Consider the following 15,053-nt stretch of genomic DNA (forward strand, 5'->3'; position numbering starts at 1 on the left):
GAGTCGGGGAGGACGATGCAGTCACCCCCGACCGAGCCGAGGACCTAACCGCGGCGGGAGACAGGGCAGCGCCTTCCACAGTGGATCTCCCGCGATTCCGGGGTCGCTTGATCCCGCCGCTTGATCGGGCGATCATCAAGATCCTGCCGCCCGTTCTGATCATCGCCCTCATTGTCGCCGTCACCACCAATCCCAGCGGCGCAGCGGATGTGATCGGCCAACTGCGCACGTTCGTTACCTCGGGCTTCACCTGGCTCTTCGTCCTGTATTCGCTCGTTGCCGTGGTCGTTTGTGTTTGGCTAACGGTCAGCAGGGTGGGCAGGATCCGCCTGGGCGGCCCCAAGGCCAAGCCTGAACACAGCAAGTTCGCGTGGTACTCCATGCTGTTCGCCTGCGGGCAGGGCATCGGGTTGATCTTCTGGTCCGTCGCCGAACCGATCATGCTCCGTGATGAAACCCCTGTTATCCCTGCCGCCGCCGGCGAGGGCGGCATGGTGTGGACGTACTTCCACTGGGGGCTGACCGCCTGGGCCATGTACTGCGTTGTAGCAGTTTGCCTGGCATACTCGCACCATAATCTGGGCAAGACCCTTACCTTCCGGGAAGCCACGGTTGATATTCTGCCCAAGCGCGCCCAGCGTGGCGCGGGGGTCGTAGTAGAGCTCCTGGCCATCATGGCCACGGTCCTCGGGCTGGCTACCTCCTTCGGATTCGCCGCCCTGCAGTTCACGTCGGGCCTCTCCTCGTTTACCGGCCTAACATCCGGGCCCGGCCTCTGGATCGGCGTCATCGTCGCCCTCGGCGGCCTGACGGCGCTGTCCGCCTTCCTCGGCGTCAACAAGGGCATGAAGCGCATCAGCGAGGCGAACTCGGTGTTGAGCATTGTCCTCATGGCAGCCGTCTTCATCTTCGGGCCGGCGGCCTTCATCATCTCCAACATGTCGCAGACCTTCGGCTCGTTCTTCTACAACTTCATTCCGATGAGCTTCTGGACGGATGCGCCGACTTCTGCCGCCCCCTTGGAATCCTGGCAGGACAGCTGGAACGGATGGTGGACTGTCTTCATCTGGTGCTGGGTCATCGCCTTCTCACCATTCGTCGCCGGCTTCATCGCACGAATCTCGCGCGGCCGGACCATCCGCGAGTTCGTCATAGGCGTGACCGTCATCCCCTCCCTGATCGTGATGGTCTGGGTCGGGATCCTCGGCTCGGCCGCCATCCACTACGACAACACCTCGGACCGCTCCATCTCGTCCGACGTTGCGGCAGACACCTCCAGCGGCCTGTTCTCCATGCTGAACATGATTCCCGTCGTGGGCGGACTGCTCCTCGTCATCGCCACCATTCTCGTCGCGACCTACTACGTCACGAGCCTTGATTCCGGGGCCTATGCGCTGGCGGAATTCGTGTCGGCGCCTAAGAAGTCGGGCCCCTGGTTCCGGGTGGTACTGGTCGCCAGCATTGCCTCTGTGGCACTGATCCTGTTGTCCCTCGGCGGAACTTCGGTCGTCGACACAGTACAAACAGGCACGATTATCGGCGGCTTCCCCTTCGCCTTCGTCATTCTCCTCATGATCGCCAACCTGATCCGGCGGCTGAGACTGCGGAACAAGGAAGTCAAACGCCTTGAGAAAGAAATCAACGACCCGAATCACCGCGTCGAAGACGACTTTGTCGACGAAGACGGGCTGCCCACGCGGCAGATCGACTAGCCCCACCACCGTCGGCTCGGCGGGGCCGCCGCCCCGCCGAGCCCACCCCTTCAGGAGAAGCATCATGGATCCAAACCTGCCCACCCCCGCTCGCCCATCCAGTATCCACATGTCAGAAACCGACGCCCACACCTTCAATGAATGGCTGAACGCCGGTCCCGGCGGAGTCGTGCTGGTCCCGGTCGGAGCCCTGGAGCAGCACGGGCCGCACCTGCCTCTGGGGACGGATGCCTTCCTATCGACCCGCATCGCCGCGGCGGTTGCGGAAACCGCCGGGGCGCTGGTCGCGCAGCCCATTACCTACGGCTACAAGTCGCAGCAAAAATCCGGCGGCGGAAACCATCTTGCGGGCACCACCAGCCTCGATGCTGCAACGATGATCGGCCTTACAAGAAGCCTGACAGTTTCGCTATTTAGGCAGGGCGTGCGGAACATCGTCTTCGTCAACGGCCACTTCGAGAACTACCAGTTCCTCTACGAAGGCATAGACCTCGCGCTCGGCGAGTTGGGCATCGGCCCAGGGGACGACCGCAGCGTGCTGCTGCTGTCCTATTGGGACTACGTTTCACAGGAGACGCTCCAGACCGTCTATCCGAACGGCTTCCCCGGATGGGAGATCGAACACGGCGGAGTGTTGGAGACATCGCTCATGCTCCATTTGGAGCCGAGTCTGGTGAATCTGGACCGAAGCGTTGACCACCCACCCGCAGACCTACCCAGGTTCGACCGCCTGCCAGTCGTTGCCTCACGTACGCCTGCCACCGGATGCCTCTCCTCTCCCACTGGCTCAGACGCCGTCAAAGGCAAGATTCTGTTCGACCAGGTCGTTGATGCTCTGGCCAAGGACATCGTGCGGGAGCTTCAGCTCGCGCGATAGCTCGCAACCTGCGCTGCAACTCTTGACGTGGGGCGCATCACACGACATACTCAATGCAACACCGTTGCAGGGAACGCAACAGGTCAACACATTCTCTAGCTTCCATCTACCCCCGCCGGCATCCCCGCGGACGGGCCGGTACCTCCAGGCCGCTTGGCACACACACCCAGAAGGAGTCATCATGTCCATCGAAGCATCGACCGCGAATTCGGTTTCCGAGCTCGAACGCCTGAAAGTTCTGCACAACGGAGAAAAGCAGCAGTTGACCTTCTCCGACGCCGAGTTCGAGCGCCGCCTGGCCGGGCTGCGGCAGATTATGGCTGCCAAGGAACTCGACGCGGTCATCCTGACCAGCTACCACGGCATCAAGTACTACTCGGACTTCCTGTACACGACGTTCGGCCGCAACTACGCGCTGGTCGTCACCGCCGACGACTCCGTCACCGTCACCGCTAACATCGACGCCGGCATGCCGTGGCGCACCAGCTATGGCGAGAACATCGTCTACACGGACTGGAAGCGCGACAACTTCTACTTCGGGCTGCAGGAGGCCCTGCGCCAGCGCGGCGTCAGCGCCCGTCGCCTCGGTGTGGAGGACGACGCCCTGCCGCTGATGACCCGCCAGCGCATCCAGGCCGCGTTCGACGGTGCCGAATTGCTCGACGTCTCCCAGGACGCGATGCGCCAGCGGATGATCAAGTCGGCCGAGGAAATCGAGGTCATTAAGCACGGCGCCCGCATCGGCGACCTGGGCGGCGAGGCCATCAAGGCCGCCATCCGGGAGGGCATCAGCGAATACGAAGTGGCCCTGATCGGCACCGAAGCGATGGTCCACGAAATCGCCCGCACCTTCCCCCACCGGGAGGTCCGCGACACCTGGGTCTGGTTCCAGTCCGGCATCAACACCGACGGCGCGCACAACTGGGCCACCACCCGCAAGCTCCAGCGCGGCGACATCCTGTCCCTGAACTGCTTCCCGATGACCTCCGGCTACTACACGGCGCTGGAACGCACCCTGTTCCTGGGCGAGCCGGACGAACGCTCGCTCGAACTGTGGAACATCAACGTGGAGGTCCACCGCCGCGGGCTGGAACTGATCAAGCCCGGCGCCGTCTGCAAGGACATCGCCGCCGAGCTGAACGAGATCTACATCGGCCACGGGCTGCTCGCGAACCGCACCTTCGGGTACGGCCACTCCTTCGGCGTCCTCTCGCACTACTACGGACGCGAAGCCGGCCTGGAGCTGCGCGAGGACATCGACACCGTCCTGGAGCCGGGCATGGTCGTCTCCATGGAACCCATGATCACCGTCGCCGACGGCGAACCCGGCGCCGGCGGCTACCGCGAACACGACATCCTCGTCATCGGCGAAAACGGCGCCGAGAACATCACCAAGTTCGGCTTCGGACCGGAGCACAACATCATCGACGCCTGACCCGTATCGGGACTGCTGAAACGCTGTGCGGCGCAACTGGAATGGTTGCGCCGCACAGCGTCTTAATCGGCCAGAATGGAACGCACTATGAATAAAGCTGCAGATGACACCAACAAGAAGGGTGCTGCCGGTTCCTCGGATGCACGCGGGGCCTCCGTCATCCTTAACGCGATCGAGGTCATGCGCTGCTTCAGTGTCGAAACGCCGCTGCTGGGCGTCACCGAAATTGCCTCTCGCGTGGGACTGCACAAGAGCACTGTCTCCCGCATCCTGGCCACACTGGAGCAGGAGGATCTTGTCGAGCGGGATCCGTCGACGCGCCGGTTCAAGCTCGGCCTCGGCCTGATCGCCGTGACCGGCCCCCTGCTGGCCGATCTCGATGTGCGCCGGGCGGCGTATCCGGTGCTGCAGGAACTCACGGACCGCACCGGCGAGACCAGCGCGCTGATGGTCTGGAACGGCAGCGAGTCGGTCTGCGTCGAACAAATTGCGAGCCCACAGCAGGTCAAACACACGACCCCTTTGGGCACCAGGTACAACACAGCTCTCAGCTCGTCCGTGCAGGTCTTCCTGGCCCAAGTCAGCTCGGACACGGTCCGCAGCCTGATCGCCCAAGGGGACGTGATCCTCCCCGACAGCGGGGTCGGCGCCCTGGATGCCTACGCCGTCCGGCTCCAAGAGGTCGCAGCCAAGGGCCTGGCCACCAACTACGGCGAGACGTCACCGGAGGAAGTCGGCGTTGCTGCCCCTGTCTTCGATCACCGAGGAAACCTTGCCGGGTGCGTCATGCTTGCGGCGCCCCGATTCCGGATTTCCGAAGACGTGTTGGGCACAATATCCGAAGCCTGCCGCCAAGCTGCTCGCCGGGTTTCGGTCCGGATGGGGGGCCACCCCGCCGCAGCACTTCCTGCCGGCGAGGGGACTTAACGTGCTGGAACGCCGCGGCGAGTTCGCCTTTGCCTACAACCTCCACGACGGCAGCGCCCCGGTGAAGATGCAGTGGCTGTTTCAGGATCGGTCCCGCCTGCCCGTGGCGGTTCAGACGTGGGAGTTGCCGCCGGGCGGGACCGAAGGCATGCATTCTCATCCCAGGGGCATCCGCGCTCTCGAAGAACTCTAAGTGGTGATGGAAGGAACGGCCCGGATGACCGTGGACGGCCAGGTCCACCAGTTGCACCCGGGTGATGCAGTGCTCGCCCCGGTGGGGTCTGAGCACGATCTGGCGAACACCGGCGGCGGACCGCTGCGGGTGCTCGTGGTCTGGGGAGAGCCCGGGTCGGCCGACTACTCGTCCTTCGGCTCACACCGTGCCGCCCGGGCCGCCCGCTCCCCCGGGGCAACGTCGGACTGACGGCGCTCCGGGTCATTCCCTCTGCCGCGGCGCCACGTCCCCGCCGGCAATGAGATTATGGTCCTATGGCCAATCCTGAAGAGCTCGACGACGAGGCGTCGCCGGAGAACTTGAACCGCGGCGTGCAGTCTGTGGACCGCGCCATCACCGTGCTCGAGATCCTGGCCCGCCGTGGCGCAGCCGGTGTCAGCGACATCGCCGAGGAAATGGGCGTGCACAAGTCCACCGCGTCGCGGCTGCTGGCATCGCTGGACCAGCGCGGCATGGTGCAGCAGAACAGCGAGCGCGGCAAATACCAGCTCGGCTTTAGCATACTGCGGCTCGCGAACTCGATCCCGGGGAACCTGAGCCTGGTGCGCGAGGCCCGCCCCGTGCTGGAACGACTGGCGGAACAGTACAAGGAAACCGTGAACTTGGCAGTCCTGCGTTCCAACTATGCCGTCAACGTGGACCAGGCGCGGGGCACCTCCACTCTGGCGATGTCCGACTGGATCGGCAGCCTGACGCCCCTGCACGCCACGTCCAGCGGTAAAGTCCTGCTGGCGGGGCTCACCTCCGAAGACCGACTGAAGATCGTGAAGCAAACCCGGTTGCCGGCGCAGACCGCGAACACGATCACCTCCCGGCAGAAACTGGAAAAGGAACTGCTCCAGGTCTCGGCCAAGGGCTACGCCGTCGTTGAGGAAGAATTCGAGATCGGCCTGAATTCCATTGCTGTTCCGGTATGGGACCACCTGGGAACCGTTATCGGGTCCGTCAGCATTTCCGGCCCGGCCTTCCGGTTCAAGCCCGAGCAGATTGACGGGCTGGTCGAGGACCTCAAGCAGGCCGGGCAGGACATCAGCGCCCGGATGGGCCATTCCCCGGATATCTGACGCCCCCGCCGTCGCAGGCCGCTCTCACTCGACGACGGCAGCGGCGGCTGGCTCTCCGGCCAGGCGGGCCGTGACCCACGCGTGGAACGCGCTGATGTGGTGTTCGCTGGGAACCAGCACGCCGCCGTTTGCGTAGATCTTGGAGCCCATCGCCGGCTGGCAGCGTTCGCAGGCATCGAAGTCCTGCTGGTTCACCCGGTGAAAGAGTTCCACGGAGGCCGTGAGGTCCTTTCCGGATTCCACCACGCTGGGCATATACAACCAGTCGCACTCCACCACGGTCCGGTCCGCTGCCAGCGGGAACATCCGATGGATGATCACGTGGTCCGGGACCAGGTTCAGGAAGACCGTGGGTCTGATCGTGACGGCGTAATATCGCCGGTCCTGGTCTTCGGCGATGCCCGGAATCCGTTCCAGGCCTTCCGACCCGTCCACCGTGAAGCCCTTGACGTCCTCACCGAATTCGGCGCCGTGGCCCACGAAGTACTGAGCGGCCAGTCCGTCGGCGAACTCCGGCAGCACCTCCGTCAACTCCGGATGAATGGTGGCACAGTGATAGCACTCCATGAAGTTCTCAATAATGAGCTTCCAATTGGCCTTCACGTCGTAGGTGATCCGCCGGCCCAGGCTGAGGTTGGCGATGTCGTACCCGTCGATCGCGCCGGCGTCGCCCAACCGCTCTTCGATTGCCCCGACCACATCGTCGTCGAACGACGGCGGTTCGTCCGCGAGGCACAACCACACGTAGCCCAGGTATTCGCGTACCGGGACGTCCACCAACCCGTACTTCTGCCGGTCTATGTCCGGCATCTTGGTCAAGTTGGGCGCAGCGATGAGCTTGCCGTCGAAATCGTACGTCCAGGCATGGTACGGGCACTGGAAAGAACGTCCCGCCTCTCCCTTCTCCTCCACGCAGAGTTTGACGCCGCGGTGCCGGCAGATGTTGTAATACGCCCGAACCGCACCCTTGCGGTTGCGGGTGACAATGACCGATTCGCGCCCGATCTGCACGGTTTGGTAGGCGCCGGGCTTGTCCAGATCGGCCGACCTGACCGCGCAGAACCACATCGCTTCGAGAATGTGTTCCTGCTCAGCACGGAAGACATCGTCGTCGACGTAAGTCCGGCCAGGCAACGTGGCGATCAAGCTATCCGAAACCATCTCGGCGGTCATGCGAACTCCTTTGGACAGAACTGGCAGGGAGGGAACGGGTGATTTGGGTCAGGAAGCGGTGGCGAACTCGCCCGACCGTACGTCTAGGGAGCGCTCGGCTTCCCGGTTGAGGAATTTGCGCCATCTGGTGAACTGGCGGATCTGGTTGACGCCCAGCACGGCTACAGGGTCGGCTCCGGCATAGTAGACGGCCAGGAAACTGTTGTCTTCGACGCAGCCGTGCTCAATCTCAACCCGATCGTGTCCGTGCACATGGCCGGCAAACTGAATTCGTGAGCCGTATTGGTCGGACCAGAAATAGGGCGGATTGACCGGCGCGGCGGCCGCTGTGTCGTTCAACAGCGCTGCCACGGCCACGGCTGGTTGCTCAAGGGCTCCGGTCCAGTGCTCAACCCGTTCGTGTGCCCCTGCCCGCGGGTTCCACCAGGCGGCGCAGTCGCCGACGGCCACCACCGAGGGGTGATTGGTGCGGCCCATCGAATCGCAGAGCACGCCGTTGCCCAACCGGATTCCGGAGCCGAGCAACCAATCGGTGTTCGGCTGCCCACCAACGCCCACCAGCACGATGTCCGCGGGAAGTTCCCGTCCGTCGTCGAGCACCACGTGGCTGACGTTTCCGCCGCTGGTCCGGAAGGACCGGATAGATCTGCCGCAGAGTATCTCCACCCCGCCGGCCGAATGCAGTCCGGCGACGGCCGCCCCCATCTCGGCGCCCAGGGCTCCGGACAAAGGAGCAGCGGACCGCTCAACGACAGTGACGTCGAGGCCCGCGGCCCGGGCCGTCGAAGCGGTTTCGGCGCCGATGAAACCTGCCCCGATCACCACCATTTTCCGACCTGGCAGCAGGTGCCCGCGCAGCGCCCGGGCGTCGTCCAGCGTACGGAGGGTGAACACGTTCTTGCAGCCATCGACTTCGGGCAGCACCCTGGCGGAGGAGCCGGTGGCCACGACAAATCCGTCCGCGGAGAGACTGCGTCCGTCGCTGAGGGATACGGTCATCGACTCAAGTTCGAGTCCTACGGCCTTCACACCGAGGATCCATTCGGCGTCCAACCCATCGTCCCCGCCGACCAGCGCCAAGTCCGCCTCCGACATCCGGCCGGCCAGGAAGTCCTTGGACAGCGGCGGGCGGTCGTAGGGCGGATGAATTTCCTCTCCAACGACGATCAGGCGGCCGGCAAAACCTTGGGCACGTGCTGCCCGGGCGGCAGAGAGCCCGGACAGCGAAGCTCCAATGATGACGAGGGTCTGCATGGGTAGGGCCTTTCACGGCAGGAGGATCGACGGCAGTTCCAACAAGCAGCACGCTGCGCAACTCGATGCGCTATGTGAAACAGCGTGAAGAAAGATTGCCCGTGTGTCAAGGGGTTCCGACGTCAAGCGGATAAAGATTTTCCCAAGACCCTTGACAACGGATTGTGACCCGGCACACTGTTGCCTATCGTGGACAACGTTGTTCATGACGGAACTTGCCACGCCGTGGCGTTGCGAAAGAAGCCGCTCCATGCACAAAGCCTGCCCGTTGAACCAACTAGCCCCCGGCGACGCCATCCGGCTGGATACCTCGCCTCCCATCGCGGTCTTCCACACGGAAGAGGGCGAACTCTTTGCCATCGACGACACCTGCACGCACCAAGACGCCTCGCTTGCGGACGGCTGGGTGGAGGGCTGCGAAGTCGAGTGCCCGCTGCACGCGTCGAAGTTTGATCTGCGCACCGGCGTAGTGGACGCGCCGCCGGCCAAACTCCCGGTTCGCGTCCACGGTGTCTCCGTCGTGGACGGCATCATCATGGTCTGGGAATCAGAAGAGGTCCCGAATCTCCCGCCCGGCCTGCAGGTCGACGGGCACGTGTAGCCGGTCCTTCGTCATCCAACAAAGGAATCTAGATGTCAGTGAACAAAGATCTTGCAGTTGATGATGGCCCGCCCGACCACGAGGTCCGGCAGGTGCTTGCACCGGAGCCGACGGGCGGACCGCTTGACGCGCCGCCGCGGCGGGAGGACACCGAGGACGACGCCCGGATCCTGGCCGAGCTTCGTGCGAGCGAGAACGAGCAGGCGGTCGCGGGCCGGCAGCGGACGAGCGGTGGCTTGGACAAGACGGTTTTCGCCGTGGCCGGCGTCCTCGCCGTCGCGTTCGTAGCCTGGGGCTTCCTGGCCACCGAGCATCTCGGCACCACCTCGGTCACCGTCCTGAACTGGGTGATGGAGAATACCGGTTGGCTGTTCATTCTGCTGGCCTCGCTCTTCGTGGTTTTTGTGCTGTGGCTGGCGATCGGCCGGTTCGGCAACATCCCGCTGTCCAAGGACGGCGAAAAGCCGGAGTTCCGCACCATCTCCTGGATTTCCATGATGTTCGCCGCCGGCATGGGCATCGGACTGATGTTCTACGGCGTGGCGGAGCCGATGTACCACTACATCTCCCCGCCGCCCGGCACCGTCGACGGGCAGACTCCCGAGGCCATCCAGACGGCGATGGCCACCTCGCTGTTCCACTGGACACTGCATCCGTGGGCGATGTACGCCGTCGTCGGCATTGCCATGGCCTACGGCACCTACCGGCTGGGCCGCAAACAGCTGATCTCGGCAATCTTCACCTCCCTGTTCGGCAGCAAGACGGTGGAGGGACCGGCAGGAAAGTTCATCAACATCCTGGCCATCTTCGCCACCCTCTTCGGCACCGCCGCGTCGCTCGGCCTTGGTGCCCTGCAAATCGGCAGCGGCCTGGCCTTCAACGGCTGGGTTGGCGAGCTGGCAACGGGAGTGCTCGTGGTCATCATCGCCGTGCTCACGGCATGCTTCATCGCCTCGGCCGTCTCCGGCATCCGCCGGGGCATCCAGTGGCTGGCCAACATCAACATGGTGCTCGCCGTGGTCCTGGCGCTGATTGTGTTCCTGGCAGGGCCCACACTGTTCATCCTGAACCTGGTGCCGGCCGCCGTCGGGGATTATGCCCGCGACCTGGCCGAGATGGCCTCCCGCACCGAAGCGGTGGGGGACGAGGCGCTGCGCAGCTGGATGTCCGGCTGGACGGTGTTCTACTGGGCCTGGTGGGTGTCCTGGACGCCGTTCGTGGGCATGTTCATCGCGCGCATCAGCCGCGGCCGCACCATCCGCCAGTTCGTCACCGGCGTGCTGCTGGTGCCAAGCGTGGTGAGCGTCGCCTGGTTCGCGATCTTCGGCGGGGCCAGCTTCGGCGTGCAGGCCGCAGCAGATGCCACACCGAATCCCGGCGACGGGCTGGTGGACATGGTGGACGGCGAGCCGACCATCTCCTTCGACGGTGCCCTATTCGATCTGCTGCAAAACCTGCCCTTGCCGAACATTCTGGCCGGCGCGGTGGCGATCCTGGCGATGGTGCTGGTGGGGATTTTCTTCGTCACCGGCGCCGACTCGGCCTCGCTGGTGATGGCTTCCCTCAGTTCCAACGGGGCCGAAGAGCCGTCCCGCGGCGTCGTGATCTTCTGGGGTGCGTTGACCGGCGGGGTGGCTGCGGTGATGTTGCTGGCCGGCGGGGACCAGCCGGCCGAAGCCCTGAACGGACTCAAGAACATCACCATCGTGGTGGCGTTGCCGTTCGTCCTGGTGATGCTGCTGATGTGCATTGCGCTGGCCAAGGACCTGCGCCGTGATCCGTTGGCGCTGCGCCGACGGCTGGCCGACTCCGTGGTGGAGCGCGCCATCCGTTCCGGGGTGGGCCAGCACCGCGGAACCAGGTTCGATCTGGTCACCAAGCACGAATGCGACGACACCTGTCCCGAAGGGAAGTGCCCGGCAGCTTCGCCGCCGCCGGCCTAGGCCGCCCTGCGGCGGGCGGACCCGTGCAACCGGGGCGCCCGCCGCACCGCACAAACGCCTGACCCTTCATCCCTTGCACCGCCCTGCTACCTCAAGGAGCATTACCGCATGAGTACTACCCCGCGCATCGTCATCATCGGAGCAGGGATCGTCGGCGCCAACCTGGCGGACGAACTGGCCACCCGCGGCTGGACGAACGTGACCGTCCTGGAGCAGGGCCCGCTGCATCTGGCCGGTGGGTCGAGTTCGCACGCCCCCGGCCTGGTGTTCCAGACCAATCCGTCCAAGACCATGACCGAATTCGCCGGCTACACCGTGGGCAAAATGCGCTCACTCACGGCCGACGGCATCTCCTGCTTCAACCAGGTGGGCGGTCTGGAGGTGGCCACCACGCCCGCGCGGTTCGAAGACCTCAAGCGCAAGGCCGGCTTCGCCGCGTCCTGGGGCGTCGAGGCGCGGCTGATCGATCCGGATGAATGCGAGAAGCAGCATCCGCTGCTGCCGGCCGGGAACGTGCTGGGCGGCCTGCACATCCCTTCCGACGGGTTGGCCCTCGCGGCCCGCGCCGTCCGGCTGTTGATTGCCCGCGCCTCCGCCGCCGGCGTCGAGTTCCGCGGTTCCACCACCGTGACAGGCATTGAGCACGACGGCGGACGGGTCACCGCGGTGGCGACCGACGCCGGGAGGGTGTCCGCCGACGTCGTGGTCTGCTGTGCCGGGTTCTGGGGGCCGAAGATCGGCGCCATGGTGGGCATGACGGTGCCGCTGCTCCCGCTGGCGCACCAATATGTCAAGACCTCGGCGTTGCCGGTGCTGGCCGGCCGGAACGAGCTGCCCAACGGCGCCCGGCTACCGATCCTGCGCCATCAGGACGCGGACCTGTACTTCCGCGAGCACGGCGACCGGCTGGGCATCGGTTCCTACGCGCACCGGCCCATGCCGGTGAACCTGGACGAGCTGTCCGCCGTCCCGCCGGCGGACGTGTCCGAAGACCGCATGCCGTCGCGGCTGGACTTCACGCCGGAGGACTTCGAATCGTCCTGGCGGGAAAGCCAGCGGCTGCTGCCGGCACTCCACGGCGCGCACATCGCCGACGGCTTCAACGGCGTCTTTTCCTTCACCCCCGACGGCGGCCCGCTGATCGGCGAGTCCCCGGACGTCGCCGGCTTCTACCTGGCCGAAGCCGTCTGGGTCACCCATTCGGCGGGCGTGGCCAAGGCTGTGGCAGAGCTGCTGGTGGACGGACGGTCGCGGACGGACCTGCATGAATGCGATGTGCGCCGATTCGAAGATGTCCAGCTGGCGCCGGAGTACATCAGCCAGACGTCGCAGCAGAACTTCGTGGAGATCTACGACGTGCTGCATCCGCTGCAGCCGCGCGAATCCCCGCGGAACCTGCGCACCAGCCCGTTTTTCGGCCGCCAGCAAGAGCTCGGCGCGGTCTTCCTGGAATCCGGCGGCTGGGAGCGGCCGCACTGGTACGAGGCCAACGCGGCGTTGCTGTCGGTGCTGCCGCAGGACTGGCGGGAACCGGAGCGCGACGCCTGGGCGGCCCGCTACCACTCCCCCATCGCCGCGGCCGAAGCCTGGAAGACGCGCACCGCCGTCGCCATGTATGACATGACGCCGCTCAAGCGGGTGGAGGTGTCCGGGCCGGGCGCCCTGACCTTGCTGCAGCGGCTGGGCACCGGGCAGCTCAACAAGAAACCCGGGGCGGTGACCTACTGCCTGTTGCTGGATTCCGGCGGCGGCATCCGCAGCGACATCACGGTGGCCCGGCTGGCGCCGGAACGGTTCCAGGCAGGAATCAACAACAACGCCGACTACGAGTACCTGCGCGGCGAGGCGTCCGCACAGTCGCACGCCGACCCGGCCCAGTGGGTCCGGGTCGAGGACATCACCGCCGGCACCTGCTGCATCGGACTCTGGGGGCCCTTGGCGCGCAGCGTGATGGCCAAGGTCAGCGGCGACGACTTCAGCAACGACTCGCTCAAGTACTTCCGCACAGCCCAGGTGCGCATTGCCGGCCTGACCGTCACCGCGATGCGGCTCTCCTATGTGGGCGAGCTGGGCTGGGAACTGTACACCACGGCCGACCAGGGGCTCAGGCTCTGGGACGCGCTGTTCGAGGCCGGGCAGGAGCACGGGATCATCGCCGCCGGCCGGGCCGCGTTCAACAGCCTTCGGCTGGAAAAGGGCTACCGGCTCTTTGGCACCGACATGACCACCGAGCACACGCCGGAGGAGGCCGGCCTCGGGTTTGCGGTCAAGGCGGACAAGGGCGGATTCGTCGGCGATGCCGCGCTGGCCGCCGCGGGCGCACCGGCCCGCCGGTTGCGCTGCCTGACCATCGACGACGGCCGGTCGGTCGTGCTGGGCAAGGAGCCGGTGTACGTGGACGACGTCCCGTCCGGCTACGTCACCAGCGCGGCCTTCGGCTACACGGTGGGCCGGCCGATCGCGTACGCGTGGCTTCCTGCCCAAACCGTGGAGGGAGACGGCGTCGAGATCGAGTACTTCGGCCGCCGCATTCAGGCCACCGTCGCCGCCGAACCGCTCGTCGACCCCGGCATGGAACGCCTGCGCGGCTGACCGTCCGCGCTGGCGGGGAGACTGGCCGCGGCTAGGGCCGCAGCAGCACCTTGATGGCGCGGCGTTCGTCCATGGCCCGGTAAGCTTCAGCGGCCTCGGCGAGGGGCATGACCGCGTCGAAGACCCTGCCGGGGTTGATCTTCCCGGCCAGGACGTCCTCGAGGAGTTCCGGAAGGTATTCGCGGGTGGGCGCGGCGCCGCCGGCGACGGCAATGTTCTTGGAGAACAACACCCCGATGGGCAGTTCGGCGCCACCGGCGGGGACACCCACGAAGCCGACTGATCCGCCGGGCCTGGTGCAGCGCAGCGCCTGGTCCATCGACTCCGCCGTGCCCACGCATTCGAGCACCGAATCGGCCAGCACGCCGCCGAGCAGCTCTTTGACCCTTTCGGCGGCGGCCTTGCCGCGTTCCGCCACGACGTCGGTCGCGCCGAATTCGCGCGCCAGTGCCGCCCGGTCGTCGTGGCGGGACATCGCGATGATCCGCTCGGCGCCCAGCCGCTTGGCTGCCAGCACTCCGCACAGTCCGACGGCGCCGTCACCCACGACGACGACGGTGCGTCCCGGACCAACCTTGGCGCTGATGGCCGCGTGGTGTCCCGTGCCCATCACGTCGGAGAGCGTGAGCAGGCTCTTGGCCAGTTCCTCCCCGGGATCGGTCACGCCCGGCACCGCCACCAAGGTGGCGTCGGCGTGGGGCACCCGCACGGCTTCGCCCTGGCCGCCGTCGACCGGGAGGCCATGCTCGTCGCGGCCTCCCCAACTGGCCCGGTGTTCGCAGGAGGTTTGCACGCCGTTGCGGCAGGGCGGGCACTCGCCGCAGCTGATGGCCCACGGGGCTACCACGAAGTCGCCGGCCGACAGCGTCCGCACCGCGTCGCCGGTGGCCGCGACGACGCCGATGAGTTCGTGGCCGATGGGATGCGGTTTGCCCGGCTCGCGGATGCCGCGGTAGGGCCACAGGTCGGAACCGCAGACGCAGGTGGCAGTCACCCGCACGATCGCGTCGGTGGGGGCAAGGATTTCCGGGTCGGGGCGTTCCTCGACCCGGATGTCGCCCGGTCCGTGGATGATGGCAGCGCGCATGTAACCTCCTGTGCAGTGGGTGTGCTTTCCAGCCTAGCCCGGTCCCGGTGGCCGCCGGGAACAGGCGGAGCCCGCCACCTTCGCCGGTGGCCGCCGGGAACAGGCGGAGCCCGCCACCTTGGCCGGTGGCCGCAGGGAACAAGCGAAGCCCGC

General features: G+C 65.9%; 13 protein-coding genes. 10 read left to right on the top strand and 3 right to left on the bottom strand.

The genetic code is table 11. The features are described 5' to 3' along the window. Positions 1-80 precede the first annotated feature (80 nt). The 7 genes from AC5RVS_RS12190 to AC5RVS_RS12220 all read left to right on the top strand — a co-directional run bounded on the left by AC5RVS_RS12190 (position 81) and on the right by AC5RVS_RS12220 (position 6,250). Positions 81-1,712 (top strand): BCCT family transporter, encoded by a 1,632-nt coding sequence (locus tag AC5RVS_RS12190; protein ID WP_494108322.1) that lies wholly within the window; start codon positions 81-83, stop codon positions 1,710-1,712. Positions 1,713-1,821: 109 nt separating this feature from the next. Further along, on the top strand, positions 1,822-2,589 hold the full coding sequence (locus AC5RVS_RS12195) for a creatininase (RefSeq protein ID WP_494108323.1): 768 nt from the start codon (positions 1,822-1,824) through the stop codon (positions 2,587-2,589). A 181-nt stretch (positions 2,590-2,770) separates the two neighbouring features. Next, on the top strand, positions 2,771-4,024 hold the full coding sequence (locus tag AC5RVS_RS12200; protein ID WP_493987648.1) for a M24 family metallopeptidase: 1,254 nt from the start codon (positions 2,771-2,773) through the stop codon (positions 4,022-4,024). Between the two features lie 87 nt (positions 4,025-4,111). Continuing rightward, on the top strand, positions 4,112-4,951 hold the full coding sequence (locus AC5RVS_RS12205) for an IclR family transcriptional regulator (protein WP_494108324.1): 840 nt from the start codon (positions 4,112-4,114) through the stop codon (positions 4,949-4,951). Position 4,952: 1 nt separating this feature from the next. Beyond that, positions 4,953-5,144 (top strand): hypothetical protein, encoded by a 192-nt coding sequence (locus AC5RVS_RS12210; RefSeq protein ID WP_494108325.1) that lies wholly within the window; start codon positions 4,953-4,955, stop codon positions 5,142-5,144. A 6-nt stretch (positions 5,145-5,150) separates the two neighbouring features. Continuing rightward, positions 5,151-5,375: a cupin domain-containing protein gene (locus AC5RVS_RS12215; RefSeq protein WP_494108401.1), complete on the top strand. Its 225-nt coding sequence runs from the start codon at positions 5,151-5,153 to the stop codon at positions 5,373-5,375. A 65-nt stretch (positions 5,376-5,440) separates the two neighbouring features. Further along, positions 5,441-6,250 carry an IclR family transcriptional regulator gene (locus AC5RVS_RS12220; RefSeq protein WP_494108326.1) on the top strand — a complete coding sequence of 270 codons (810 nt, stop codon included), beginning with the start codon at positions 5,441-5,443 and terminating at the stop codon, positions 6,248-6,250. Positions 6,251-6,274: 24 nt separating this feature from the next. Here the strand turns inward: AC5RVS_RS12220 and AC5RVS_RS12225 are convergent, their stop codons facing one another. Both AC5RVS_RS12225 and AC5RVS_RS12230 read right to left on the bottom strand, forming a co-directional pair. Further along, the gene (locus tag AC5RVS_RS12225) at positions 6,275-7,423 is read right to left on the bottom strand and encodes an aromatic ring-hydroxylating oxygenase subunit alpha (protein ID WP_494108327.1); all 1,149 of its coding nucleotides are present in this window, start codon (positions 7,421-7,423) and stop codon (positions 6,275-6,277) included. Between the two features lie 48 nt (positions 7,424-7,471). Next, positions 7,472-8,677, bottom strand: a complete 1,206-nt coding sequence (locus tag AC5RVS_RS12230) for an NAD(P)/FAD-dependent oxidoreductase (RefSeq protein ID WP_494108328.1) — start codon at positions 8,675-8,677, stop codon at positions 7,472-7,474. Between the two features lie 250 nt (positions 8,678-8,927). On the opposite strand from AC5RVS_RS12230, the gene AC5RVS_RS12235 reads away from it, so the two are divergent. The 3 genes from AC5RVS_RS12235 to AC5RVS_RS12245 all read left to right on the top strand — a co-directional run bounded on the left by AC5RVS_RS12235 (position 8,928) and on the right by AC5RVS_RS12245 (position 13,813). Then, on the top strand, positions 8,928-9,278 hold the full coding sequence (locus tag AC5RVS_RS12235; RefSeq protein WP_494108329.1) for a bifunctional 3-phenylpropionate/cinnamic acid dioxygenase ferredoxin subunit: 351 nt from the start codon (positions 8,928-8,930) through the stop codon (positions 9,276-9,278). Positions 9,279-9,310: 32 nt separating this feature from the next. Next, positions 9,311-11,221 carry a BCCT family transporter gene (locus tag AC5RVS_RS12240; RefSeq protein ID WP_494108330.1) on the top strand — a complete coding sequence of 637 codons (1,911 nt, stop codon included), beginning with the start codon at positions 9,311-9,313 and terminating at the stop codon, positions 11,219-11,221. A gap of 108 nt (positions 11,222-11,329) precedes the next feature. Then, positions 11,330-13,813 carry a GcvT family protein gene (locus AC5RVS_RS12245; RefSeq protein WP_494108331.1) on the top strand — a complete coding sequence of 828 codons (2,484 nt, stop codon included), beginning with the start codon at positions 11,330-11,332 and terminating at the stop codon, positions 13,811-13,813. Positions 13,814-13,844: 31 nt separating this feature from the next. Here the strand turns inward: AC5RVS_RS12245 and AC5RVS_RS12250 are convergent, their stop codons facing one another. Beyond that, on the bottom strand, positions 13,845-14,900 hold the full coding sequence (locus tag AC5RVS_RS12250; protein WP_494108332.1) for a zinc-dependent alcohol dehydrogenase family protein: 1,056 nt from the start codon (positions 14,898-14,900) through the stop codon (positions 13,845-13,847). Between the last annotated feature and the right edge of the window lie 153 nt (positions 14,901-15,053).

The sequence above is a fragment of the Arthrobacter sp. Y3221048 genome, assembly GCF_059092685.1.

Bases quoted from the DNA above. Each gene is read 5' to 3' on its own strand.
- AC5RVS_RS12235 (WP_494108329.1), top strand. From the start codon at position 8,928: ATGCACAAAGCCTGCCCGTTGAACCAACTAGCCCCCGGCGACGCCATC.
- AC5RVS_RS12240 (WP_494108330.1), top strand. From the start codon at position 9,311: ATGTCAGTGAACAAAGATCTTGCAGTTGATGATGGCCCGCCCGACCAC.
- AC5RVS_RS12220 (WP_494108326.1), top strand. From the start codon at position 5,441: ATGGCCAATCCTGAAGAGCTCGACGACGAGGCGTCGCCGGAGAACTTG.
- AC5RVS_RS12225 (WP_494108327.1), bottom strand. From the start codon at position 7,423: ATGACCGCCGAGATGGTTTCGGATAGCTTGATCGCCACGTTGCCTGGC.
- AC5RVS_RS12200 (WP_493987648.1), top strand. From the start codon at position 2,771: ATGTCCATCGAAGCATCGACCGCGAATTCGGTTTCCGAGCTCGAACGC.
- AC5RVS_RS12195 (WP_494108323.1), top strand. From the start codon at position 1,822: ATGTCAGAAACCGACGCCCACACCTTCAATGAATGGCTGAACGCCGGT.
- AC5RVS_RS12205 (WP_494108324.1), top strand. From the start codon at position 4,112: ATGAATAAAGCTGCAGATGACACCAACAAGAAGGGTGCTGCCGGTTCC.
- AC5RVS_RS12245 (WP_494108331.1), top strand. From the start codon at position 11,330: ATGAGTACTACCCCGCGCATCGTCATCATCGGAGCAGGGATCGTCGGC.
- AC5RVS_RS12215 (WP_494108401.1), top strand. From the start codon at position 5,151: ATGGAAGGAACGGCCCGGATGACCGTGGACGGCCAGGTCCACCAGTTG.
- AC5RVS_RS12250 (WP_494108332.1), bottom strand. From the start codon at position 14,900: ATGCGCGCTGCCATCATCCACGGACCGGGCGACATCCGGGTCGAGGAA.
- AC5RVS_RS12230 (WP_494108328.1), bottom strand. From the start codon at position 8,677: ATGCAGACCCTCGTCATCATTGGAGCTTCGCTGTCCGGGCTCTCTGCC.